At 40.1% G+C, this 24,635-nt stretch carries 15 protein-coding genes and 1 pseudogene; 4 read left to right on the top strand and 12 right to left on the bottom strand.

What is annotated here, in order from left to right:
* Positions 1 to 29: 29 nt before the first annotated feature.
* From AQ505_RS26615 to AQ505_RS07215, 8 genes are all read right to left on the bottom strand, one after another.
* Complete coding sequence (locus AQ505_RS26615; RefSeq protein WP_082461769.1) at positions 30 to 287, bottom strand: MarR family transcriptional regulator; 258 nt, start codon at positions 285 to 287, stop codon at positions 30 to 32.
* A 347-nt stretch (positions 288 to 634) separates the two neighbouring features.
* Positions 635 to 1,390, bottom strand: a complete 756-nt coding sequence (locus AQ505_RS07245; protein WP_062547562.1) for a LytR/AlgR family response regulator transcription factor — start codon at positions 1,388 to 1,390, stop codon at positions 635 to 637.
* Positions 1,391 to 1,487: 97 nt separating this feature from the next.
* Positions 1,488 to 2,813 (bottom strand): RagB/SusD family nutrient uptake outer membrane protein, encoded by a 1,326-nt coding sequence (locus tag AQ505_RS07240; protein WP_062547561.1) that lies wholly within the window; start codon positions 2,811 to 2,813, stop codon positions 1,488 to 1,490.
* Between the two features lie 11 nt (positions 2,814 to 2,824).
* Positions 2,825 to 6,184 (bottom strand): SusC/RagA family TonB-linked outer membrane protein, encoded by a 3,360-nt coding sequence (locus tag AQ505_RS07235; protein ID WP_062547560.1) that lies wholly within the window; start codon positions 6,182 to 6,184, stop codon positions 2,825 to 2,827.
* A gap of 36 nt (positions 6,185 to 6,220) precedes the next feature.
* On the bottom strand, positions 6,221 to 8,821 hold the full coding sequence (locus tag AQ505_RS07230; protein WP_231635036.1) for a zinc-dependent metalloprotease: 2,601 nt from the start codon (positions 8,819 to 8,821) through the stop codon (positions 6,221 to 6,223).
* Positions 8,822 to 8,975: 154 nt separating this feature from the next.
* On the bottom strand, positions 8,976 to 10,592 hold the full coding sequence (locus AQ505_RS07225) for a histidine kinase (protein ID WP_062547559.1): 1,617 nt from the start codon (positions 10,590 to 10,592) through the stop codon (positions 8,976 to 8,978).
* Between the two features lie 102 nt (positions 10,593 to 10,694).
* Positions 10,695 to 12,128: a Gfo/Idh/MocA family protein gene (locus AQ505_RS07220; protein WP_062547558.1), complete on the bottom strand. Its 1,434-nt coding sequence runs from the start codon at positions 12,126 to 12,128 to the stop codon at positions 10,695 to 10,697.
* 228 nt (positions 12,129 to 12,356) lie between these two features.
* Positions 12,357 to 14,813, bottom strand: a complete 2,457-nt coding sequence (locus AQ505_RS07215; RefSeq protein ID WP_082461445.1) for a glycosyl hydrolase family 95 catalytic domain-containing protein — start codon at positions 14,811 to 14,813, stop codon at positions 12,357 to 12,359.
* Between the two features lie 316 nt (positions 14,814 to 15,129).
* On the opposite strand from AQ505_RS07215, the pseudogene AQ505_RS07205 reads away from it, so the two are divergent.
* Positions 15,130 to 15,886, top strand: a pseudogene (locus AQ505_RS07205) (Rpn family recombination-promoting nuclease/putative transposase).
* Between the two features lie 98 nt (positions 15,887 to 15,984).
* Here the strand turns inward: AQ505_RS07205 and AQ505_RS07200 are convergent.
* From AQ505_RS07200 to AQ505_RS07190, 3 genes are all read right to left on the bottom strand, one after another.
* Positions 15,985 to 17,235 (bottom strand): hypothetical protein, encoded by a 1,251-nt coding sequence (locus AQ505_RS07200; RefSeq protein ID WP_062547555.1) that lies wholly within the window; start codon positions 17,233 to 17,235, stop codon positions 15,985 to 15,987.
* A gap of 179 nt (positions 17,236 to 17,414) precedes the next feature.
* Positions 17,415 to 18,188, bottom strand: coding sequence for a glycoside hydrolase family 95-like protein (locus AQ505_RS07195; protein ID WP_442952122.1), 774 nt, complete (start codon positions 18,186 to 18,188; stop codon positions 17,415 to 17,417).
* A gap of 56 nt (positions 18,189 to 18,244) precedes the next feature.
* Positions 18,245 to 19,591 (bottom strand): glycosyl hydrolase family 95 catalytic domain-containing protein, encoded by a 1,347-nt coding sequence (locus AQ505_RS07190; RefSeq protein ID WP_197286320.1) that lies wholly within the window; start codon positions 19,589 to 19,591, stop codon positions 18,245 to 18,247.
* Positions 19,592 to 19,941: 350 nt separating this feature from the next.
* Here AQ505_RS07190 and AQ505_RS07185 point away from each other — a divergent pair, with 350 nt between their 5' ends.
* Complete coding sequence (locus AQ505_RS07185; RefSeq protein ID WP_082461442.1) at positions 19,942 to 20,232, top strand: putative quinol monooxygenase; 291 nt, start codon at positions 19,942 to 19,944, stop codon at positions 20,230 to 20,232.
* A gap of 1 nt (position 20,233) precedes the next feature.
* Here the strand turns inward: AQ505_RS07185 and AQ505_RS07180 are convergent, their stop codons facing one another.
* A complete protein-coding gene (locus AQ505_RS07180; RefSeq protein ID WP_062547552.1) occupies positions 20,234 to 20,998 on the bottom strand; it encodes a methyltransferase domain-containing protein in 765 nt (254 codons plus the stop codon).
* A gap of 374 nt (positions 20,999 to 21,372) precedes the next feature.
* On the opposite strand from AQ505_RS07180, the gene AQ505_RS07175 reads away from it, so the two are divergent.
* Both AQ505_RS07175 and AQ505_RS07170 read left to right on the top strand, forming a co-directional pair.
* Positions 21,373 to 22,227, top strand: coding sequence for a DUF6266 family protein (locus tag AQ505_RS07175; protein ID WP_062547551.1), 855 nt, complete (start codon positions 21,373 to 21,375; stop codon positions 22,225 to 22,227).
* A 15-nt stretch (positions 22,228 to 22,242) separates the two neighbouring features.
* Positions 22,243 to 24,363, top strand: coding sequence for a DNA/RNA non-specific endonuclease (locus AQ505_RS07170; protein ID WP_062547550.1), 2,121 nt, complete (start codon positions 22,243 to 22,245; stop codon positions 24,361 to 24,363).
* Positions 24,364 to 24,635 lie beyond the last annotated feature (272 nt).

Below are 24,635 nucleotides of genomic sequence, written 5' to 3'. Positions count from 1 at the left end.
TGTTCCGTTTTTATTGATTCAGCCAGTTTTCACATTAAAACTTGCCAATGACCTCTCGTACCACCAATATGAGTGATATATCCCTTCTCTTTAAGACGATCTATATGCATTTGAGCTGCTGAAATATTAATGCCCAACAGTTTAACTAAATCACGCTTCGTTATTTTATTATTATCCTTAAACAAAAGAAGTATTTCATTTTGTCTTAGGCTTAAATTAGATATTGGACCACCTATTTCACTCATTACACCAACTTTAATTACTTTGCTATTTATAGGAAAAGACATTAGCAAAAAATTATCGGAAAAATTGGAAACACTCCTTTGCATAACTTTCCAAAATACGTAGGATACCTGAACCTAACTGTGCTACTAGATCTAAGTCTTTATATATACGCATGATTTCTTTATTTCTAGGTACAGAGAGATTATGACTAAAATACACTTAAAAGAAACTAACAAGCCAAAAAAAACAATATAAGCTCATGAATAAATTAATAAGCAAAAATACCACATAAAATAACAAAAAAAGCTAAATTAAACAACTATAAAGATAGATATATTCAAAAAATAAAAATAAAGATCAGATAGCTAACCTACGATTCTTGAAAACACTAGAATGATAAGAATAAACCTTATTGATTCAGCCAGTTTTTAAAGGCTTCTGCTCTTTCTTCACTTACCACCACTTCCAGTCCTTCTACCGGTGCAGGCTCCAATACAATTCTTACCCGATTCCTGGATAACTTGTACATCTCCCTTACTGCTTTGATGTTGATGATAAATTTGCGGTTAATGCGGAAAAAGTCGGAGCTGTCCAGTTGGGGTTCCAGACTGCCAATGGTTTCTTCGATGATGTAATTCTGCTTGTCGTTGGTCACCAGAAACAGGTATTTTCCTTCTGCCATAAAATAAGCCACATCCTCAGATTGAACCGTCTTGATCAGCTTTCCTAATTTGACCATGAATCGGTTGCGGATTTTCGGTGCTGGACCTAAGGTCTGGTAACTGATTTGTGGAAGGCCGACTTCGGAAATCTTGCGAATCCCTTTGAGTTTAGCCAGGCCTGCGGCTACGTCTTCTTCATCAAAAGGTTTGAGCAGGTAATCGATGCCTTGATTTTTAAAAGCTTTCAGGGTATATTGATCATAGGCCGTGGTGAAGATCACCGGGCAGTCTACTTCTACCTGTTCAAAGATCTGGAAGCTTTCGCCATCACCCAAGTGGATGTCCATAAACAAGAGATCTGGAGTATGGTTACTGAGCCATTCTACCGCAGCTTCGACGGTAGCTAAAGTCGCCATTACTTCAATCTCCGGATTTAACTGGACCAGTATCTTCCGTAAGGTAACTGCTGCCAACTCCTCATCCTCAATAATTGCTACTTTCATCCTCTTCTTGCTTGGATGCAAAAGTAAAAAAAAACTCCGGTCTGTAAAACAGACCGGAGTTAATCACCCGCACATATCGTTCTTTATATTATTAATGCTATTGAAGGTTCGGATTTGCTCTCACTGCCGACTGAGGGAAGCGAATGGTATACCTTGGATCATTTTTCAACAAGGTGAATACTTCACCGTTTAAGGTATGTTTCAATTCCGGCTGACCGTAACGTTTCAAATCATACCAGCGCTGACCTTCCAATGCGAATTCTTTTTCTCTTTCTTTTAAGATATCCAACATCAAATCATCATTGTTCAATGCCATCACGCGTGTTTTTTCTGTGGCGAAATAAACTGGCGTATAACGTTTCGCTTTGAGTGCCAGCAAACTTTCCTGTGCTAAAGAAATATTCTTCAATTGCAAGGCTGCCTCTGCCTGAATCAGATATAGCTCCGAGTTATGGAAAGAGGTTTTGAAGGCATTGCTGTTTCCTTTGACGGAAACGTATTCTCCATCAGATTTACCAAAATACAAAGCAAACCTTTTGTCGTTAGCCTGATCATAAATCCCAATCAAATGTGGAGACATGATCGCACTTCTGGTCACATCTGGATTGAAAGCCTCTTCCATCGACATGATGTTTTCTTTAGACAGGTAGTTGTTTGGTGATACCGCTCCTGCGATATTCAAATCTTCCAACTGGCTGTTCATCGCCAAAGCATCCTGACTCGCTTTAAGCGCGCTAGCCCACTCTCCTCTGAATTCATGAACTCTTGCTGTTAAAGCCAAGGCTGCACGTTTAGTGAAACGGTAGTTCAATCCTGCTGCAAAGTTATCTGTATTCATTAAAGCCTGTCCGGCAGCGATGTCAGAAAAAATCTGGTTATAGACTACTTCTATGGTTGAAGGCTTGTAATTTGCTTCAAGATCAATGGCCAAGGAAATCGGCACACCACGATCTGTTCCTGCCGTAGCTGGATTAAAAGATTTCGCATATACATTCAGCAACTCAAAATAGTTATAAGCGCGAAGCAAGTAAGCTTCTCCTTTAATCTGATCGGTTGCTGCGGATTTACCTGCTTTAGCTTCTATTTCCCCAATTACAGAATTGGCATAGAAAATAGAAGTATAAAACCCTCCATAAGGCATTTCCCTTGAATTTGGATCCGGGTTCTGATCGTTCCATTTGTACTGGTCGCGAAAAATTGACGAACTCGGTTCCTGCTCATTCACCAATAACTCATCTGTACGAAAAGCCAACATTGATTTATGGGTTGGAAACTGAGTGTAACCAGAGTTCAACAGGGCTCTGAAGTCTTCAACAGTAGTAGGGATCACCTTTCCCACCGGTTGTACATCCAGGTATTTTTTACAGCTGCTTGCCGATACCATCAACAACAAAACTGCGCTTAATTTTATGATCTTATTCATCTTCTTATGAATTAAAAACTAGCATTAAGACCAATAGAAAGACTCCTAGTGATCGGTTGTGAATAAATGTTACCATAAGTTTCCGGATCGAAGTAACCTTTGTAATTCGTACTGATCACGAAAGGATTTCTTGCTTCCACACTCACTCTTAAACTATTTGCTTTTACTTTTCCTGCAATTTTTGAAGGTACAGTATAACCTAAGCGGATACTATTGATACGTACATAGCTCATGTTTCTTACGTAAATATCAAGGTCTCTGTAAGTATCAGCCGGGTCATTTCCACTCTGCCAGGTATAAGCCATCCAACGGTCTGGGTTGGTAGATGAACCATAGATTCCTGGTAAAGTACTGCCCGTATTTGTTGGGCTCCAGGCATCAAGAATCGCTCTTGGGTAGTTTCTACCACGGTCTACCTGCGCAGGATTATAAAGTGCCTGCTCTCTTACCAATTTATTGATATTGAAAAGTGCAGACACCGATAAATCAAAGTTTCCATAGCGGAAACGGTTAGTGATACCACCAGTATATTCTGCATCTCCATTACCAGCATAAGTATATAAATCCTGGAAATCTTTACCGCTCAAAGCACTATTGGTATAATAACCTGCTAACCATTCTACATCTGCATAAGGGTCATACAATTTGTAAAACTCTTCCAAAGAAACGATGTTTCCTTCTTTATTTTTGAACTGAGGAATGCCATCTTTATCTAATCCAGCAGTTTTAATGACGAACAATCCGTTTACAGGATAACCTTCTTTAGATGGTTTCAGCTGATTGGCACGCACTTTTTCTCTGACTACTTTGCTCTTGTTGTGTGCAATATTGAAATCAGTATACCATTGGAAATTATTGGTGCTCATATTTCTTGTAGAAATCGTCAGCTCCAATCCTTTGTTTCTAATTTGTGAGAAATTTGAACTGGTATAATTAAAACCATTCTCTTGTTGCAGCTCTTCTGTTCCAATTAAGTCTTTACTGAAACGATTGTAATAATCAAAAGTCACCTGAACTGCATTGTTCAAAATTCCAAAGTCTAGACCCGCGTTAAAAGTAGAAGTTTTTTCCCATCTCAATTTATTGTTTGGTGGACTGGTTACTACAATTGTAGATTGATTTCCTCCTGGAAGAATACCAGCTTGTTCGTAGGCACCTACCACATAAGGAGTCGTATTCTTATCAATATTACCTTGTAAACCATAAGAAGTACGGACACGAAGGTTAGAGATCCATGAAATATCTTTGATAAATTTCTCTTCGCTTGCATTCCACGCGCCTGAAAGGGAATAGATCGGCAAGAATCTGTATTTAGGATCTACCCCAAATAAATCAGATCCATCATAACGAATACTCCCGTATAGGGTATATTTTCTATCGTAAGTATAAGACAAAGTGCCATAGAAAGAGGCATATTTATTTTCTACCTGTGATTTTTGGTAAGAACTTAAATCCTTTCTTTGTGCATCACCCGAATTTCTAAATAAAATCGCCTGACTGGTTAAAGTACGGTCGTCATACCCAAAACCTCTGGTCAATATCCCTTCGTTGAGTGTTCTTCTCAACTCTGAACCAGCCAATGCTTCAATTTCATGCTTTTCAGCAAATACCTTTTTGTATTCCAAAATTGACTTCCAATTGTATTGGAAGCTAGAATTATTCTGATTAGAGATCATCCCGCCTACTGGCAGATAATAATCTGTTTTCTTGGTGGTAGAGTTATAAAAGCTAGTGCTTTCTCTCACCTTACGTAAGTTATAAGACTGCTGACCAGCATACTTTTCTACTCCTGTATCTTCAAACTGTAGCCCTAATTCTGTACGGATGTTCAGATTCTTATTGATCTGATAGCTCAGGTCCATAATCGTCTTCACACTTTTATTGTTTAATGTATAGCGGGTATTCTCGCGTTCTTCAATGATGTTAAATGGAACATATACATCACCGCCAACATTTCCAAAAATATCAGGATCATAATTGAAATTACCTGCAGCATCTCTAACCGTTTGGTAAGGATTTACATTTCTGGTATACGTACTAACATTGGTAAAAGCATCTTTATCTGCAAAGTAATTGGTACGTTTTGATTTGGAACCAAAAAACGCCACGCCTGCTTTCAGTTTTTGTGAGATCTTATAATCGGTTTTCAAGGTCATGTTGTAACGCTCTAATCCGGTTTGCTTCGTTGCACCCTGCTCATTGTAATAACCTCCGGAGAAGTAATACGTGGCTTGCTCAGAACCACCAGACAAACCTAAAGTGTACTGCTGATTTAAGGCATTTTGGTATAATTCTTTACCCCAATCTGTACCTTGTACCCTTAAGCCATTGATCGCATCCTGAGTGCTTGCAGATAAAGCAGAAAAACCACCAGTTCTGAATTTATTCAATTCACCGTTTTTGTTTAAAATTCTGGCTACGCCACCTTGTGTATCTCTATAAGTTAAATCTGATCTGGAAGCCATGCCCAATTCAAAATCTACTTTCTCTGTTGCATTCATCAGATCCAGTCTGCCCAGATCCGGACGCTGTGAAACGAATGAATTCGCAGAGAAGTTGATCGCCATTGGGCCTACTTTACCTTTTTTAGTCGTGATCACGATGACTCCGTTTGCTGCTCTTGCACCATAAATAGCGGTAGCGGCAGCATCTTTAAGGATCGTAATGTCGGCGATATCATCAGGGTTTAATCCTGCAATTGGGAGGTTACGCAATTGATCGATATCATCTTTTCCAATGGTATTAGGCAAATTGGTACCATCTAAAGGTAAACCGTCCAATACCCATAGTGGATCTTGTGAACCGTTTAAAGAAACCGTACCACGGATTCTGATCTGCGGAGCAGCACCAGGACCACCTGTAATGTTTCCAACAGAAACACCAGCAACCTGTCCTTCTAACATCTGGTCGATACCGGCAACACCAGTCTGACGCACTTTGTCATAGTCCAGCTTTACCGTCGCCGTTGTATTTTTACGTTTTGCAATATCAGTATAACCATTCACCACTACCTCCCCCAAGGTATTGTCAGCGTTCTTTAAAGTCACATTGACGTGTGTTTTGTTGATGATATTGATTTGAGCAGACTCGTATCCAAGGTAAGTAACTCTTAAAGCTTTTGTTCCTTCTGGTACTTTCAATGTGAATTTACCATCGCCATCAGTTACGGTTCCCACTACCGAATTCTGAATCACTCCAGGAACACCTGTTTGTTCGCCAATCATGGCCTTGTCTACAAATACCGAAGCTCCAGGTATCGGCAAACCATCTTTTTCATCCAGCACCTGTCCGGTGATGGTGGTGGTTGTCTGACTAAAACCTGCAAAGCCAAAGCCCAGCAAGATTAGTATTAGCATTAATTGTTTGTTCATTGTCCCCTTTTTAAATATGATAGTTGTTGGTTGTGATTAGTTCATTCTAAGACTTTGACGAATCCGAAGGATTAAGTCCATATAATGACCTTTGGTTGCATCATCTCCCCTGCCTTTGTTTTTTTCAAGGATCGTAAGAATCTGAAGTAACTCACTGCGTTTCGCAGCTGCCACATCAGAGGTTCTGCTCATAGAACTCACCTGAATATTTCTCAATGACGTCTCCTCAGCCCCTACAACTGATTTACCATCATTACTGAAATCACACACTTGCAATTGATGCTGCATTTTTAATTTATTGTCTTGTAAAGCTGTTTTAGTGATTTTCTCCAACATTTTGTCGGTGCTCACCAATAATACATCTACGTAGTTTTGCTGTAACATGCGGTCGGTAATGGAAAGTGTTTTACCACGCTGAGTTTTTGCGAAGACAGTTTCTCTTACTTCTTTTAGCAATTCATTAGCGGTGTATACGCTGTCTTTGCCTAGCAATACTTCCATCTCCATCATTCTCAACAGACGCTCCTGACTCACCAGGCTGTATAAAATGCCGTATTGGAATTCACGTCTTACATTATATGGTCCATACTCATAAGGTCCTACCGGAGAATCCTTGATCGGAAATGTTTTCATCAATAATTCTTTATTGAACAACCAATCCGGTACTTCCATCACCTCTTGTTTCAAATAATCAAGTGCTTTGATCTGCATTGCTTTTGGAACCGGTGTGTAAGCATTCTTTTTATCGCCTGCTACTGGTTTCTCTAAATAGTAACCACCGATATTTGCAGTCACATGTTCTGCATAAGTCAGCCATTGGAAAATGGCAGCCATGTATAGCTTTCCTGCCTGATAATAATCTTCTCCAGGATTTGCTGCCCAGGTCGTGATCTGAGGAATCAGACGCTTTAAGTTTAACAAACCATAACGACTTGCTTTAACGGCATCATCACCTAAATCTTCAGATTGAGATCTTGGATCTACTACTAAACTTTGCTGCTCACCATAGAAATACAAAGGATCATTTTCATGGTCTTTGATCCATTTCGCTAATACTGGAATTTCCTCATGTGGATCTTTGGTATCTAACCAACGGTATCCCCATGCGATTGCATATTTATCATATACACCAATTTTTGGCGTAATGCTCGTTACTTTATCTTCTGGTTGTGCTACGTAGTTAAAACGTGCATAATCCATGATCGAAGAAGCTGTTCCGCCCATGCGATCCGTAAAGGAAGGCGAGCGTAAAGAATCTACCGGGAAAGAGAAGGAAGCGCCCATGTTGTGTTTCAAACCTAAAGTATGGCCCACTTCATGAGAAGATACAAATCGGATGGCATGTGCCATACGTGCATCTGTAAACTTATTTCCTCTTGCACCTTCATCAATCACTCCTGTTTGAACCCTCATCCAGGACTGCAGTGAAGTCATTACATTGTGCCACCAGATCACATCTGATTCCAGGATTTCTCCTGAACGCGGATCGATTACTGCCGGGCCCATTGCATTAGATTTCGGTGAAGCTGCATAAGTGATCTCCGAATAACGAATGTCATCACCATCATAATCAGCAATGTCTTTTACTTCTCTTGCCTGAATCGCGTTTTTGAAACCTGCAGCTTCAAAAGCTTTCTGCCAGTCTACCACACCAGCAATGATCTGCTGTCTCCATTGTGGAGGCGTAGATGGGTCGATATAAAAGATGATTGGTTTTTCCGGTTCTACCAGTTCTCCTGCAAGGTAACGGGCACGGTCTTCCGCTTTAGGTTCCATTCTCCATCTGGTTAACAGTTCCCTTTTTTCCATTTTATGCTGCGTATCAGAGAAGTACCATCTTGGTGTGGTAAAAAACCCTACTCTATCGTCTGCATAACGTGGTTTCATCGGTTTTTCAGGTAATAAAAGCACGTTAGTCGTTACCGCTACACTGATTGGAATACTGCTTTGCCCCTCTGATACTCTGGTACTCAATAGTGCGCGTACCACTACATTTTGAGGAAAGCTTTTAATCTGCTCAATAGCTGACAATGAACTTTTCGGCGCTGTACCTAAACCAATATCGGTAAAAACATCATTAAAGCTTTTATCGGTACCGTCAAAAACCCTGTTCATTTTAACCACTACTGCGGATGAATCCGGGCTATAGGCTTCAATCTTAAAAGATTCAATTACAGAACCGATAAAGTTGTCTTTTACGGAACGGGTGATGGCATCTCCCTCTGGTGATTCTACCTGAGGAACAATGGTTTTTACCCAGATGGTTTTTGCCAGTTTATTTTGTGAAAAGCGAATCACTTTGTTGTCAAAGTTCATCCCTTTGTTTAATCCGGATTCATTGAGTGCTAATGGTACGGATGATATTTTGTTGACTACTAAAAAGTCCTTACCCATATACTTCAGGGGGATCTCAAAGTAATAATCAGTTTCTACCTGGTGGACTTTAAACAGTCCATTTACCGTAGTTGCTTTCTTTAGCAATTCGGCATAACTTTTCAGCTCCTTACCTTTGGTGGTGTCAGCAGCATTTTTCTTTTTTAGCGTATCCGCTACTACTTTCTTAGTGGTTTTAGTTGGAAATTTTTTAGTAGTTTGTGCGTTTACTTGTGTAGTAAACAAGCCTGCTAAAACAGCCAAAAAAAATGAAGTCTTATTCAAAATCATGTTCCAAAGTGGGGGATAATTGGCACATAATGAAATTTTCGGGAGTGAACTCGTACAATATACTTAGTGAAAGCGCAGTTTTAAGGAGTGAAATTTTTATTGTTAACTTAATATTGTGTCCTGATTACTATTCAGTTAAATGTAAAACAGGTAAATAACATTTGAAGTATTCGTATTCGACACCGTAGTTAAAGCCTTGATTTCCAAAATAAGAATAGATACTTTGCAGGTAGTTCAGCCCCTGCTTCCCGGAATCTTTGACATCTGTGCGCAATTGGAGGTTATTGCTCACGATTATGGTGTTTTTCTCACTGGAAATAGTGATTTTTAGTGGTTTTTCTTTGGAAAGAATGTTATGTTTAACCGCATTTTCGATCAGTGTCTGCAGGCTCATAAAAGGGATTTCACCTTCAAATAATCTTTCTTCAATCTGGAGGTCCAAAGGTGCCAGTGCATCGCCAAAACGGATCTTTAGCAGGAAGAAATACTCCTTCATAAAGCGCAGCTCTTCGGCTACTGGAGCCAGCCCGCTGGGGTAAGATTCCAGCACATACCGGTATACTCTCGATAGTTTCACTACAAATGACTTAGCAAGCTCCGTATCCTCTGCAATCAGCGCATTTAAGGAGCTGAGGGAGTTGAAAAGAAAATGGGGATTTACCTTTTCTTTTAATTTACTCAACTGCAGCATGGCATTCTCTTTTTCATGTGTTTCCGCAAGGAGCTTCAAGGCCTGTTTTTCCATCAGTAATTCCTGACGGTTGATTTCAACTTCCCTACGCAGCAAGAATTCCTTTTGCCATTTCCGCTGATAGAACCAGATCAGTCCAACAATAATGGCGACCGCTATCAATCCCATGTCAATGGAGTATTTTCTAATCTGCGCCACATCCTCATCCAACACGAGATTTGGAATATCGACAATAATGGTCCAGTTCAGACCATTGATTTGATTTGGAAGATAATAACGGGTAACTGGGACACCTAGATAATCTGATTCAACTATTTCCTGATGAACTTTTCCAAAAGGATGCACCGAATTAAATAAAGTATCCTGCTTAGGATTAAATAGCTGCTGTCCTACTTGTTTTTCATCCGGACTGGTGATGCAGAAACCATTTTCATCTACCACAATCGCATAGGATTGCCCTTTAGTATCTACAGAAACGAAAGCACGCTGTAATTCGGCCAGGTCAATATCTAAGCCGGTGAGCAAGCGACCTCCAGCCGATTCTACAGTACTGCTGGCCGTAAGCAAATGCACAGCAGGGGTCAATTTAGTCTGCTGCCCTCTTGCATTACTAGTATCATTGGCCAAAAATTGCTGCTTTGCCCAGGCCTTTACATACTTAGGCATGGATACTTTCTGAAAGGAAGCAGCGTTTCGAATCAGGTAGACAAAAGAAGTATCTTTTCCTTTGATGAGCGCATAGTAGGCCTTATTCACCTTACCATCAGCCATTAACACCGTACCAAGGGTCTGCATTAAGCTCTCCTCGCTGATATCACTCCTAAGTTCTGGAAACAGCGTGGCGGCCACTTCTGTGCCCTTTAAAATATTGCCAAATTCATATTGATAAACCAATACCTTCTGACGGTACACGTTACGTCCCGCAAAATCAGCGATGCTTTTAATTCGATATTCCAGAAAACGTCCGGTAAAAAAGGTAACGCCGGTAATGCACAGAAAGACTGCCAGACCGATAACTATCAGATATTTTGGGGTTTGCAACGCAAGCTTCATTGCTGCAAAGATAGGAAAAGAGAAATGAAACTGGGTTAACACAAACGTTTGCGCTAACCCAGCCTATTCATTATGATATCGTAATGACGATTAGGGATGGGTTTACTTGGTTGCTCTAACTTTGGTATTGCCACCACCGTCTAAGGTAAGATCAACTGGTTTATTGGTAGTCCAGTTCCCTCTGGTAAAATCAGGAATATCAATACTGGTTGATCTTTTCGCTACTGATTTCTTACTCAAAGGAACAATACAGCTCCATGATGCAGCGTCATATACATTCTGATCCAATGGTAAACCGTTGCGCAGGCAATCGATTAATCTCCAGTCCATCATGAAGTCCATTCCACCATGTCCCCCTACTTTCTTGGCGATCTCTCCTACATGTTTGATCAATGGAGGAGTATAATCATCATATAATTTTTTCATTTCCGCTTCTTTTATCCATTCTTCTCCAAAAGCAATACGTTCTGGTTCCGGCCATTTACTGGCAAAACCTTTCGTACCGCTCAACAAATGAATTCTGGAGTATGGACGTGGAGAAGTTACATCATGCTGCAGCATCATCGTTTTCCCTTTATTGGTTCTGATGGTGGTGGTATTCATGTTGCCTCTAAAGTTCTTTCCTACAAACTGGTTGAAGAAAGCGTCTTTTTCCGCTTTTTTCTTCGCCTCTGCAGCCATCATGAAATCATTGGAAGACATAGACACTAAATAGTCCATTTTATCACCTCTGTTGATATTCATACATTGTGCAATCGGGCCCAAACCATGTGTCGGGTAAATATTTCCATTGAAGTCAATATTTTCTTTTAATCTCCACATGTTTTCATAACCCTTCTTATCAAAGTTCAATCCTAAAAGATCATGGATATAAGCACCTTCTGCATGGATCAATTCACCAAATAAACCTTGACGCACCATGTTAAGGGTCAGCATTTCGAAGAAATCATAACAGCAATTTTCCAGCATCATGCAATGCTTACGGTTACGCTCTGATGTTTCTACCAATTGCCAGCATTCCTCTAAGGTTAAAGCTGCAGGAACCTCTGTGGCAGCATGTTTACCATGTTCCATTGCATAAACAGCCATTGGCGTATGTAAATGCCATGGGGTACAGATATAAATCAGGTCAAGATCTTCGTTATTGATCATGTCCTTCCAGCCGTTTTCGCCGGAATATTCTTTTGCTTTAGGCAGACCTTTTTTCTCCAGGTATTTCTGTGCTGCTGTAGCTCTTTCCGGAAGTTTATCGCAAAGTGCTTTAATTTCGACACCTTCAATAAAAGACATCCTGCTTACAGCTCCTGGTCCACGCATCCCCAGACCAATAAAACCGATCTTTACTTTATCGATTTTCGGTGCAGCATAACCTGACATATTAAATCTTGCGCCACTGGTATTTGGATAAAGTAAAGGCGCTTCATTTGATAAAGTTTCAGCTGATGCAGGAGATTTTGAAAAAGCAGGAAGGCCCATCGCTACCGCGCTGGAGCCAATAGCCAGTTGTTGTAAAAACTTTCTACGATTAGGTTTCATTTGTGTTGGTTTTGGTGATGTGGTTTGGTTTGGTTATTTGGTTTAGGTTGATTCCGGGCAGAAATGACCTCCTACCTTACTAAACGAATATAATGATTGTGTTGCTGACTTAGTCCAGCGAATCTTGCGCAAACGCTTGCGTAACAACAAATTCAGGACGTATTTTTGTTACTCCGGTGGGGGGAGGGGGATTATTCCGGAGTAACTAAATACGATATTGAGGGAGTACTATGCCTTTTCGAAGGTGTAATTTGCACCTTTAAGGGCTTTAAAGCTAAGAATGCCTTGTTTGTCTGTTTTGGCAATAACTTTTCCTTGTCTATCTTTAACCAGCATATTATCAGGCAGTTCAACATTACACGTACCGCCGTTTAAAGCCAGGATATTTCCTTTCTTTAAGACACCATTTTCCCAGTCGAAATCCACTACAAAAGCATTTCTTGCGCGCATTCCTTTCACAGTTCCATCTTTCCAATCCTTATCGGAAGGCAAGGCAGGCAGCAAACGGATTACATTGTCGCTTCCGTGACTTTGCATCAGCATTTCTGCAATCCCGGAAGTACCACCAAAATTACCGTCAATCTGGAAGGGAGGATGTGCACAGAATAAATTTGGATAAGTTCCACCAGAATGCATATTTAGTTTTCTTGCAGGATCTACTAAGGTGACCAGCTGTCTGAACAATTTCAGCGCATGGTCTCCATCGCCTAATCTTGCCCAATGGTTGATTTTCCATGCTTTAGACCATCCCGTACCACCATCTCCTCTTTGAATCAGACTTTCGCGTGCAGCTTTCGCCAATTCCGGACTATCCCATGGAGTAATTTCTTCATAAGGATGTAAGCCATAAAGCTGGGATACGTGACGGTGAGTAGGTTCAGCATCTTTCCAATCGCTCAGCCATTCATTAACATCACCTGCCGCACCGATCTGATTGGGCGCCAAACGTTTCCTGATACCCGCTAATTCCGTGGCCCATTCCTGATCTTTACCCAAAATCTTTGCGGCTTCAATACTGTAGCCAAAAATCTCCCTACAAATCTGCATGTCCATCGTTGGGCCCATTGCCGTTTGCCCTTTGAAACCATTTGGCATGATATAAGTGTTTTCAGGCGAGTTAGAAGGAGCGGTCACTAGCCATTTATGTTCCGGTTCTTCGATTAGAATGGCCGATAAAAAGGTAGCTGCTTCTTTAAATACGGGGTAATATTTTGCTAAGAATGCTTTATCGTTTGTGAATTTATAATGCTCCCAAAGGTGTTCGCACAACCAGGCACCACCGGTTAAAGTAGAGCCCCAATCCGCGCCTTCTCCAGGAGAAGTGTATCCCCATGGATTCGCGATAACGTGTGCTACCCATCCTGGGGCATTATAATATGCTTTTGCCGTTTTTGATCCTGGCTTCACCAGACCGGCGATAAATTGATGTAAAGGAGTGGCAAGATCACCTAATCCGGTAGGTTCAGCCAGCCAGTAATTCATCTGAATATTAATGTTCAAATGATAATCTCCGTTCCATGGCGTTTGGTATTCTTCTGCCCAAAGCCCTTGTAAATTGGCAGGTAAGCTCCCTGGCTGGGAAGAAGAAATTAACAGGTAACGGCCGAAATTATAGTACAATACCGGAAACTGGGGATCTGGTAATTGTTTGGCATAGCGCTCCATACGTTCCGGTGTACTCAATGGAGAAACCTCCGGGCTTGCTCCTTTTAAAGAAAACCTATTTCTATTAAAAAATCCGCCAAATGCAGTTAAATGTGCTTTTTCTATTTGCAGCGGAGTTAATTTTCCCGCAGCCATCAGGTTATTTTTTACTGTTGCTGTTGGATCTGCTCCGCGTTTGTTATAATCTGCAACGTTATAATCCGTTGCAGCAGTCCAGATTAAAATCACCTCATCTGCATTATTGACTGTAATTTCATTCCCTTTAATTACCTTTTGTCCACCTCTTGTCTGCACTTGTAAGCCTGCAGCGAACCGCAGTCCGGCAACTTTTCCATTTGGCAGCTGACCGTTCATCATCAAGGTCTGCCCCTCCACTTTGACAGTCGTATTTTCTTTCCTATTGATGCTGGTGCTGAAACTGATCTTTCCTTTTTCGGAAGCGCTGATTTTGATCATCATCACATTTCCAGGAATACTCACCAGGGCTTGCTGACTATAATTAACACCATTGCGCTTCCATTTGGTCGTCGCCATCGCTTTTTCTAAATTCAGTACCCTGCTGTAATCAGTATAAGCGGCTGTTGTGTCTTTCCAACTGATCAACAGATTTCCCATGGTCTGGTAAGCACCATAAGGTGCATTTTTACCATTTCCGTTTCCAGATCCCGCTCCTTTTGCGACAAATTGCTGTTGAAGTAGTTCCTGAGCCTCTTTATTCTGTCCTTTTAACAGGTAATCCTGAATAGGCTTCAAATATTGATGGGCATTTTCTCTATCCGCATCCTGTACTCCACCAGACCATAAAGTGATCTCATTCAGGGTAATTTTATCTTTGTTTGGATTTCCAGCAATCAAAGCACCAATCCGGCCATTCCCTAAGGGTAAAGCTTCCTGAAATGAGAGTGCTGGCTTTTTAAAGAAAACAGTCACATCAGAAGATTGAGCGAAAGCTCCGCTGCTGAACGCAAGGAGAAAAGAGTTGCTCAGGGTAAGCAGGAAAATGTTCCGGTAAAGCTTCATTATTATTATGGTTTCAAGTGTGTTATCCAAAGGACGTCAGATTTGCTGAAAATAAGCTGAGTTTTTCTGTCAAATGATTAAGGAATTTTGGCTTCCTCCTCTCCCATGACCAGGCTATATTTTATCAGTTCAGCTGAATTTAATTTACCTCATGTCTGCCTAAGCTCTTTCCAGTTCCAGATTTATAGGATTCCAGCACCTATTATTTATAGGAATCGCTGCTATCTGGTAAGCAAATTAATTTATTAATAAATAATTATACTTTAAGTGGTTGTTCTGGTTTTAAATACAGATGTTAATCTAGAAACTTTTGTATATGATTACTGTTGATGCTGTTCCTGTTGTATATCCCTTCCTTAATCCTTTAACCGATTTCGGCTTTAAGCACCTGTTTGGTACGGATGCGAATAAAGACTTATTGATTTCTTTTCTAAATGCGCTTTTTAAAGTGAGAAAGGAAGATTGTGGATGTTACTTATCGGCCAACAGCGCTTACAGGAGATGAAGAGACCTTTAAAAAAGTATACTTTGACATTGCCTGTACAACAGATAATGGTGAGCATCTCATTATTAAAATGCAGCGGGAGAAACAACAGCATTTCAGGGATCGATGTATTTTTTACTTATCAAGATCGATCCAGAAACAAATTGCTGCCGGAGGACGTTGGAAGGAACCTTTAGAGGGTGTATATGTGATTGCATTGATGGATTTCAAACTCGCAGACAGCGAAGCGGGATCTTATCTGCAGGACATCGCCTTAATGAACAAAGACACTGCCAAGCTATTTTATAATAAGCTTGGTTTTAAATTCATTGAATTACCCTGTTTCAATAAAACAGAAGCAGAATTGGAAACAGATTTAGATAAATGGTTATATATTCTTAAAAACATGGGCAAATTAACACAAGTACCGGTAGGAATCGCAAAAGGCAAAGTTGAGGGAAAGACAGAAGAAAGAAGGAAAAACGGCATAATTACTGCAAAAAAACTAAAGAAAGAGCGAGTCTCGATGGAGATTATTTCAAAAGTAACTGGATTGCCAATTCCAGAAATTGAAAAACTACATGAGTAGGATTCAATTTCATTGCTACAATAATGGTTTCAACTGTATAAACTGCGCTAAAGGATCAGCGTATCCTAACTGACAATTTATTCAGTTGTCCTATTGACTCAGTTATTTTCCTGCTTTCTGAAATAGGCGGCATTGGCCAAATAATGCAAAATAGATTCCGAATCTTTATCTGCCACTTGATTCATGGTAAATTCTTTAAGGTTCCCAAGTTTCAATAAAGAGCCGCAGCCTGCCGCTATAAACAATTTACTTAATTTCTCATTTTGGTCTATATGGTAAGCATTAAAAGCAGGAAGCGTATCAATTTCCAGATACTTCTTATCTTCTTTAACGACACTTAATAGACGTCCAAGTTTTTCACCTTCGTAAGTACCATTATTGGTGAGAAACAAAAAGGTATGAATCATTAAAATACTGCCATGCAGCTCTACTACAAGGTAGCCCACTTTCTCTCCCGCCAATCTAAATTCAACATGGCTTTTATCTCCATTCCAGCGGTGATTTATCTTTGGTTCCAGGAAGCTGAGCAACAGAATCTGGTGCATGATACCAGGGGTAATATTGAGTCTTTCCCTCAACCTATCCAAAGTATGTGTACTGATATAAAGCGCTAATGGGACATCTAAGCCATTGCTGTTGAAGCCCAGCAATGAGGGTTTGACATTTTTATGCAGCCATTTAAATTCATCAGATGGCCAGCCTAAACGGATTGCATTTCGCATCCCTTTCTTGGTCTCTACCTTTTCTTTCTTTGGTTTAAAAGCATGGATCATGATGTCATTATCTGGATTATACTCCGCAAAATATGGGGTCATCGAAAGATCAGTTCTATAAATATACTCATCAAAATCGCTCAGCGTCGTACAGACATCGGTGACCAAAGTAATCAACAGCTCTTGCAGGTGACGATGAAATTCCCCCTCATGTGAATAGTAGGAAAAAAGTACTTTAACCTTCTCTAGATCAGGATTCCCCTGTGTATCCAGTTCTCCGATGCTGTCTCTTAAAGTCATCCCTTCTGATAAATACCATGCAATTGGAATTTTAATGTCATTGGCCAGCGGAATTTCTACATCCAGCATAAACTGCTGCAGCAGTTTATTGAATTGTACCACCTTGGTCTTATTGATTTCAGATCCCGGAGCAGCTTTGGCTTTTAACACCGGATAACGGAGTTCATAAAGTTTATCTAAAAAAAGACTATTGAACTTTTCCAGGAGTACACTAGCTCCCATTAATGTAATGATCTCCTTTGAGCGCTCCAAAAAGCGCGCTTTTAATGCTTTACGCTGCTGTTCAACATTAGCTGCCGACTTAATTGCCGCCTGCTTCTTTTTCTTTCTGTCCATCTTAGCTTTATTTGGTATTGGCAGTTAACCAGCACCAAGACAAGTATACAAACTTTTAGTTTACCCTCAATTGTCACTTTTACCAAAGCATTCAATAATTAAAATTAATTACTTCACAACAAATTACACTTTAAATGGTTATTTCAAATTTATGATTAAGGCCTATTTGCTTAAAAAGGTTAAGGTTTTGTTTTCAAGCCCCAGCTCCAGTTTTCTTTAATGTTTGCCCTAACGGGAAGTACCTTAAATTGATGCTGATCATTACCTTCAGAAAGAAAAATGGTCTCACCTGGTAACGTTGAGAAACTGATATTCATTTTTCCATCATTTTGGACAACGGAGAAAGCAAGTTCTTTTCTTTTATCAGAGTTTACGAGACTTACTTTCATATCGGTTTCCACTCTGCAGGTATCCCCTTTTGTGCTATAAACCTTAATGAACTGAGTTTTTCCGTTTACTCTACTGGCAGAAATCAGGAAGCCACCTTCAGTACGCAGCTGATCAAAAGAAACATTGCTCCAAATTTCAGGGATTGCTGGAAATATTCTGATTTTATTTCCCCAGCTCTGAATAAGCAATTCCTGAATAGAAGTTGCAGCAGACAATGGGGTTTCAATTACGGGGCCGGACTCCTGGTACAGCGTATTTGGCTGTATGTAATGATCAAAAAGCTGGTTCAGCAAATCGTAAGCTCGGTCACCTTTTCCCATCATTGCATTGATAGATGCAGCACCGGTAAAAGTATAGCCTTGCAAAGCGCCTTTCAATGAAAGCCAGTGGTTCAAAGACTTTTCAATTAAAGCCTGATTGCTGACATTAACAGGCGTCATCAAATGATAAGGGTAGATCATCATTAAATGAGAATAATGTCGATGAGAGCTCGTTAAACTGACATCCTTACCGATCATCAATCCAGTTTCATTGACAGGGTAAGGCACCAGATTTTTCATCACCTCTTCCCATTTATTTATATCAGCATCTTGAAACCCTTCTTTTTTATTGAGGTCGATTAAGGTGAATAAGCCCCAGCGCAGGCTAGAAAGCGCATAATTGCATCTTCCGCATACTTATATTCCGGCGAAAAAGAGGAAGGCAGATGCAGGATTCCCTGTTCATCCTTTTTCAGATGATACAAAAGATGGTTCACTGATCGTTTCAAGAGTGGATAAATATGCTGCTTTAATTCCCCCTTATCTTTTGAATAAGCATAATATTGATAATAATAGAACATGGCCCAGGTTAAATTCCCGAGTTCAAACTGCCCGTTTTCCTTATTGCTTTCTACTAATGGCGCAACTAAATCATAACCAGAAATCCTGCCGATGGCTGCAGCGTCTTTCCTCCAGGGTTCCGGCACATTATTGATCAGGTTTTGAAGATTGCTGTTTATTGTATTAAACAATGATTTACCTAATTCCAAATGGTTGGCTGTAAATATTGGCGAGTAGGTAAGTTGGGTATTGAGGTTCCACCATACTCCTGGCCAAGGCGTTTTACTATTGAACCATGGCCCCATAAGATCAATCATAGGGAGATTTGCTCTGGTAGCTGATGCGAGTTTATACAACTGGATCCAGTAAAAACTTTCCATCCGCTGATCCGGAATAGAAATAAAACTTTGCTGATAAAATTGGTGCCACCATTTTTGGTGTGCTGCCAGAGCCGCTGGCAATTTTACTTTTCTAAAATCCTGAATAGCTTGTGTGGCTTCTTTTACCTCATCTGCTTTCCCATTGGGATCATACCCAACGGAAATCAGCATTGTACTTTCATCAGCTGTTTTCTTTTTCGTCCATACGGTAGCATAACCTCCATCATTTAATAAAGTTTGTCTGCAATACTCAAATTCTCCAATTTTTGAAAGCTGAGGTATTGGATTTTCTGGATATACAGCTGGATTTCCAGCATTCTGCTGATTCATCCGTGGACTTTTGCTTTTTTCGGCAATGAACTCCCAATTGATATTTTTTTCTGACTGTGTTCCTTTTGCCGAGATATAGATCACATTGGTATTTGCAGGCACAAATGAGCTGAATTTCAGTGTTCCCTTGCTGGTATAAATCGTTCCTTCTGCGGTTGCATTGTAAATATCAAGGCTCATTTTAGCTCCAGTAATCTTTCCTAAGGTTTTGATGGTCATGCGGCCAATAGGTAACCTAGGTCTGGAAATCAATGGTTCTGAAAGACCGCTGCCCTGATGCGGACGCTGATCAGTTACATCTGTCCGCCCAATATCAAACCGGATGGTTTGCTCATCTTCTTTGTAAATATTGGTACCTAGCAGTCCATTCCCTAATAGGATACCGCCATAATAGCTGGTACCGATCGTATCCCAGCGCAAGGTTTGTCGCTTCATAAATTCTGTCCAATTGATTTCATCGGACTTTTTTAGCTGTGCAAACACGCTCGTCGTAAACGCAGCTAACAAAATGAGGAAAAAAGAAAAACGAGATTTCATGTGTGTGAAAATTTCAGCCACTCAGCTACCTACAGAAGAGTGTGTTAACTAAACCTAGTCAGATTTAATTTAAATCTCCGTTATTTGCCAAAATCACTGAATACTATAACGAAATCCTTAAATTAATTAAAGCCATATTTAGCTTACCTATTCAAGTCCTCAGAATTATAATAGCTCCTTATGATTTCTGTTATTTTCATAATAACTTAAAGCTGATTACTTTTGTTCTTTATCAAAACCACAAAAAGATGAATATCAATTTAACAGCGATTATAAAAAGTACAGAAGGAAATTCAGAGGCGATGAAAGTCTTGTTGCTACAATTACTTGCTGATTCCAGAAAAGAAGCGGCATGTATTCAATACGATTTGCATCAGGATCAGGAAAATAAAAACGTATTTATATTTCATGAGATCTGGGAAAGTCAGGCAGGACTAGATTTACACAATTCACAACCTCATATTGCACGTTTTGTTACCGATTCAGCAAGTATTATCGACGGTCCGGCAGCTATACATAAAACGGAGAAAGTTGCTTAATTTAAAATAGACCTGACATCAGGATCCTTTTAAATGGATAAAAAACAGGTTTTTCCGGGTATTGCTGCTGGAGCCTGTTTTTATATTCATTTGCAAACTGGGGTTTAAGGTCTTCGGGAAGATGCTCCAAATAAGGGATCATTGCTGTACCAGAAGTCCATTCAAAGATGGCATTTGCATCCGCCAGGATATGGGGATAGACCTTCTCGTAAATTGTCATTTCTTTGGCGCCATTTTTAAATAAGAGTTGCGCATAAGCACCAATATCCAACACTGCTGTACTTCTCTCCCATCTTTTTAATGCTGGTTTAAAAGGATTTTCCCTGGCGATTGCTTTCAGTGTTTGATGGGTAAAATGATCATGGTTTGAGGGAATCTGTACCAGTAATTGTCCGCCGGGTTTTAGGGTTTTGATTATTTCTGGCCAAAGCTGCTCGTGCTGATCCAGCCATTGCAATGCTGCATTAGAAAAGATCAGGTCGTACTGTTCTCCAGATTCGATTTTCGATTTAATGTCCAGCTGTTCAAAATGCAGATTTTCATTTTCATAAGTTGCGGCTTCCTGTAACATTTCCTTGGAGGCATCGATCCCCAAGACCTTCGACCCTGGTAACTCCTGCTGGAGTTTAAGGCTCAGCTCCCCTGTTCCACAGCCAAGATCTATGACTTTCAGATTTTCTCTTTTGTTGATCAGTTTCAGCAAATCGTAAAACGGCGCGTAGCGCTCCTCTTTAAATTTATTATAGGTACCTGGATTCCATGCCATTGTATTGTATTTTAAGCGGATTTTTATATAAACACCTCTTTATTTAACAGCAAAAATGGGCAGATGGTTTGCCATAAAAAAGGGTTCATTTGAACGAAATAGGATTAAGCATTCTCCTATAACTATTGCAGGCTAATACTTCGTCTATATTGAAGCTTTATTTGTCAGGATTTTATGAGCATATTACTTGGAGGTTAATAGGGCCTAATAACACCTGTAGCCCTATTAACCTCCAAGTAATATGCTCATAAATCAGGTTTGAGGTCTAAAGAAATAAAGCTTCAATACGGCAATAACCCGAACATTATACGTATCTTCAACTTAAGTAAACCATGCAATAGTTCTCTCATTACCAAACCATTAACCTCTCTAATATGGCAATCGCTCCAAACGGCCCTCAGGGCCATTTAAATGGAAAAGTCGCCAACCTTGTTTTTTATATGCTCAATGGGCAGCCGGTAGTACGTCTAATCGGCAAAAAAGGAAAACCTAGCACGCTCCAACTGGCCAATTATCAGGCAATGGCGGTGACTACCAAGCTGCTCAGAACCATGGGTAATTTTATTAAGCTCGGTATTGGTTTACAGGCCAGAGGTACCGTTCATAATGCCCATAACCAAGCTACCTCCTACCATAAAAAACATGCTTTAAAGGGTGAATACCCTGATCTCCAAATAGATTACAGTAAGGTAATGCCGAGTCAGGGCAACATGCCGGAAACTAAAGGTTTAAAAATCATTAAAGTGGAAAACGGTTTGGAAATCAGCTGGAATACACAACAGGAAGAGGAATTAGCCAGTAACGACAGTTTCATGCTGATGATTTGCTTTCCGGAAACCGAAAGAGGCCGTCAGTATCTGAATATCGCACGGAGATCTGAAGGAAAATGCTTTATTCCACTAGCTGACAAAGAATTAACCCAGCAAATAGAGCCTTACATTTTCTTTATTTCAGCGGATGGAGCAATGCTCTCCGACAGCGTTTACCTGGGCAATTTGAATGGTGTTGGTGAAAATCTAGAAGAAAAGAAAACAATGCAGCGATATCAGCAGGTAAAAATAAGGTTTGATCGGGTGGCCAGCAGTTATTTGAATCAATCGAATGAAAACTACGGCATGCCATTGAACACAAAGGCCTTTAAATACCTGAAAAAAAATATAAGGTACTCAAAGACAAACTCGAACACTTGCCAGGAAAGCCTAGCTAAGCTGCCCCTATCATTTTCTTAATTTATCATTTTTTTTATGTTACTCTCGCTATCACAATTAGAAGAATCTGAACACAGGTTCTCAAAAATCGCCCAGCAAGATTCAGCGAAGGCTACTCCTATGCCTATCGACAGGGGAATTGTTGAAGTACAAGCAACAGATGCAAGCCCCACAGACCTGAAACAGCGGGTAGCAATGCTGGCGACTGAGACAAAAGAACCTTTGAATTTTGCATTCGAAAGGGCAATTGGGAACAATGATTCTGTGTACAGTAATTTCATTGAGCTCATTCTCTCCAGCAAAAGGAAAGTAGGCAGAATTGTTTGTAGAAATGGAAGTAGAATTTTAGGCTATGCTACTGGATTTATGGTTTCTGAGCAGTTGTTATTAACCAATTGGCATGTATTTCAGCAAATAGACAGTGTCGCAGATGCGGAGGTCCAGTTTTTCTACGAATATGACATCAACGGAAAAGAAATTGAACCTGTTTCTTTTTCTTTCAGCGTCGCAGATTTTTTCTATGCGAATCAGGCGCTGGATTATTGCCTGGTTGCCGTTAAAGCTATTGATTTAACAGGTAAAGTGATGCTCAAATCTATTGGCAGCTTATTTCTTGAACCCAAACAAGGAAAACTAGGGGCGGAACAGGAAGAAAGGCTTAACATTATTCATCATCCAGATGGAGACTACAAGCAGTTATCGATCCGTCAGAATCTATTTGTTAAGATTACGCCCACATCAATCTGGTATGAAACGGATACGGCGCCTGGAAGCAGTGGAAGCCCGGTTTTTAATGACCAATGGCAAGTAGTTGCTCTACACCACATGGGGATCGGAAATAAAAATGAGGCTGGTGATTACCTGGATAAAGATGGCCAGATCATCCCGAAAATCAATGGAAAAATTGATGAACGGAAGATTGACTGGATTGCCAATGAGGGAATACGGGTTAGTGTTATTTTAAATGATATTTTCGAGATTTATCCAGATCATGCTTTGGTAAACGGACTAAAAATAAAAGATCAATCTCAGGTTATTGGGACTGAACCTGATCGAAAAGAAGAAACAATTTCAATGACTCCTGCAAACTCTAATCAAATGGAAAATACGAATATGATAAATGTATCTTTTCCTTCCAGTTTACTGGAATCAAATGAAGAAATCAGTGTTAAAATCAGCAAAGGAAGTAAAGCAGCCCCTGCCCTGCCGGAAATGAAAACTTTAACCGACTTAAATGATTTCAATGAGTTGAAAAAGTTGGAAGATCAGATGGATTTTTCGGGTTGCAGAGGATATGTGGATGATTTTCTTGGTCAGCGGATTCCATTGCCACAGCCTTTAAAATCTTTACAAAAATTCATCGCGGTATTGAACAGCAATAAGAAGGATACTGAGTTAAAGTACGACCATTACAGTGTGGTATTTCATTCGGTAAGAGGGATGCCAGTGATTAGTGCGGTTAATGTAGATGGGGATTTGCAAAAGAGACAGGATAAATCTGAAAGAAAGGACAATTGGCTGCGAGACAACCGGATAGACTACAGCATTCAGTTAAATGACCAGTACTACAAAAACAGCAATTTTGACCGGGGGCACATGAGTCGGCGGGAAGATGCGAACTGGGGAGATACTCCAGAAATTGCGAAAAGAAATGCCGACCGGACTTGTATGTATACGAATGCTTGTCCGCAGGTAGCGGCATTAAACCAAAGCAAGAAAAAAGGGCTTTGGGGAGAACTGGAAAAGGTGGTCCTGGAAAATGGCGCTACAAAGGAAGGTACTCATACGAACAAAATCACGGTCTTTAACGGCCCGATATTTAAAGAATCGGATCCTGTGTTTCGTGGAGTACAAGTTCCTTTATCATTTTACAAGGTGATTTTCTGGTTGACGGATGCAGGGATTTTAAAGGCTACAGGTTTTAAGCTATCGCAAGAAAATTTAGTAGAAGACATTGATTTTGAGCAGTTGAATATTGATGAGAATCTGGTATTCAAAAAATACAGGATCGGGTTGAAATCACTACAGGAAGAAACAGGATTAGATTTTTCCGGATTTTTCTCTTTTGATACATTTAGTTCAGGGAATACAAATCCGGTAGAAATTGATGATAAGGAATCTGAGTTATCAAATGAGATTAATGCGATGAGCAGATAATATTTGTACTAAGCGAGAGAGGTTTGGGCCTTTGGCCCGGACTTCCTTGCTCACATTGAACTCTTCTAGATACACCTCCCTTTATCGACACATAATTTCTTTTAAGTTATTAAATTCACTTAATTTACTTCTACTTAAAGTCAGCAACTTCATGTAGTCGTTTAACCGTATTTATATAAAACGCAATCATCCCCTTAAAACAGTACTTAAATATGGACCATTTAGATCCAACATCAAAAGAAATTAGGATAAAAAACCGTGTCCATCTCAAA

Origin of the sequence: Pedobacter sp. PACM 27299, from assembly GCF_001412655.1 — a bacterium.
Classification (GTDB): Bacteria; Bacteroidota; Bacteroidia; order Sphingobacteriales; family Sphingobacteriaceae; genus Pedobacter.
Note: the sequence above shows the minus strand (reverse complement) of the source record. Positions and strands in the feature narration are given on the sequence as shown.

What these genes read in the sequence shown, in the direction of transcription:
- AQ505_RS07225 (WP_062547559.1), bottom strand. Translation starts at nt 10,592, where the DNA reads ATGAAGCTTGCGTTGCAAACCCCAAAATATCTGATAGTTATCGGTCTG.
- AQ505_RS26615 (WP_082461769.1), bottom strand. Translation starts at nt 287, where the DNA reads ATGTCTTTTCCTATAAATAGCAAAGTAATTAAAGTTGGTGTAATGAGT.
- AQ505_RS07185 (WP_082461442.1), top strand. Translation starts at nt 19,942, where the DNA reads ATGAATATCAATTTAACAGCGATTATAAAAAGTACAGAAGGAAATTCA.
- AQ505_RS07170 (WP_062547550.1), top strand. Translation starts at nt 22,243, where the DNA reads ATGTTACTCTCGCTATCACAATTAGAAGAATCTGAACACAGGTTCTCA.
- AQ505_RS07235 (WP_062547560.1), bottom strand. Translation starts at nt 6,184, where the DNA reads ATGAACAAACAATTAATGCTAATACTAATCTTGCTGGGCTTTGGCTTT.
- AQ505_RS07220 (WP_062547558.1), bottom strand. Translation starts at nt 12,128, where the DNA reads ATGAAACCTAATCGTAGAAAGTTTTTACAACAACTGGCTATTGGCTCC.
- AQ505_RS07175 (WP_062547551.1), top strand. Translation starts at nt 21,373, where the DNA reads ATGGCAATCGCTCCAAACGGCCCTCAGGGCCATTTAAATGGAAAAGTC.
- AQ505_RS07180 (WP_062547552.1), bottom strand. Translation starts at nt 20,998, where the DNA reads ATGGCATGGAATCCAGGTACCTATAATAAATTTAAAGAGGAGCGCTAC.
- AQ505_RS07215 (WP_082461445.1), bottom strand. Translation starts at nt 14,813, where the DNA reads ATGAAGCTTTACCGGAACATTTTCCTGCTTACCCTGAGCAACTCTTTT.
- AQ505_RS07245 (WP_062547562.1), bottom strand. Translation starts at nt 1,390, where the DNA reads ATGAAAGTAGCAATTATTGAGGATGAGGAGTTGGCAGCAGTTACCTTA.
- AQ505_RS07200 (WP_062547555.1), bottom strand. Translation starts at nt 17,235, where the DNA reads ATGGACAGAAAGAAAAAGAAGCAGGCGGCAATTAAGTCGGCAGCTAAT.
- AQ505_RS07190 (WP_197286320.1), bottom strand. Translation starts at nt 19,591, where the DNA reads ATGAAGCGACAAACCTTGCGCTGGGATACGATCGGTACCAGCTATTAT.
- AQ505_RS07240 (WP_062547561.1), bottom strand. Translation starts at nt 2,813, where the DNA reads ATGAATAAGATCATAAAATTAAGCGCAGTTTTGTTGTTGATGGTATCG.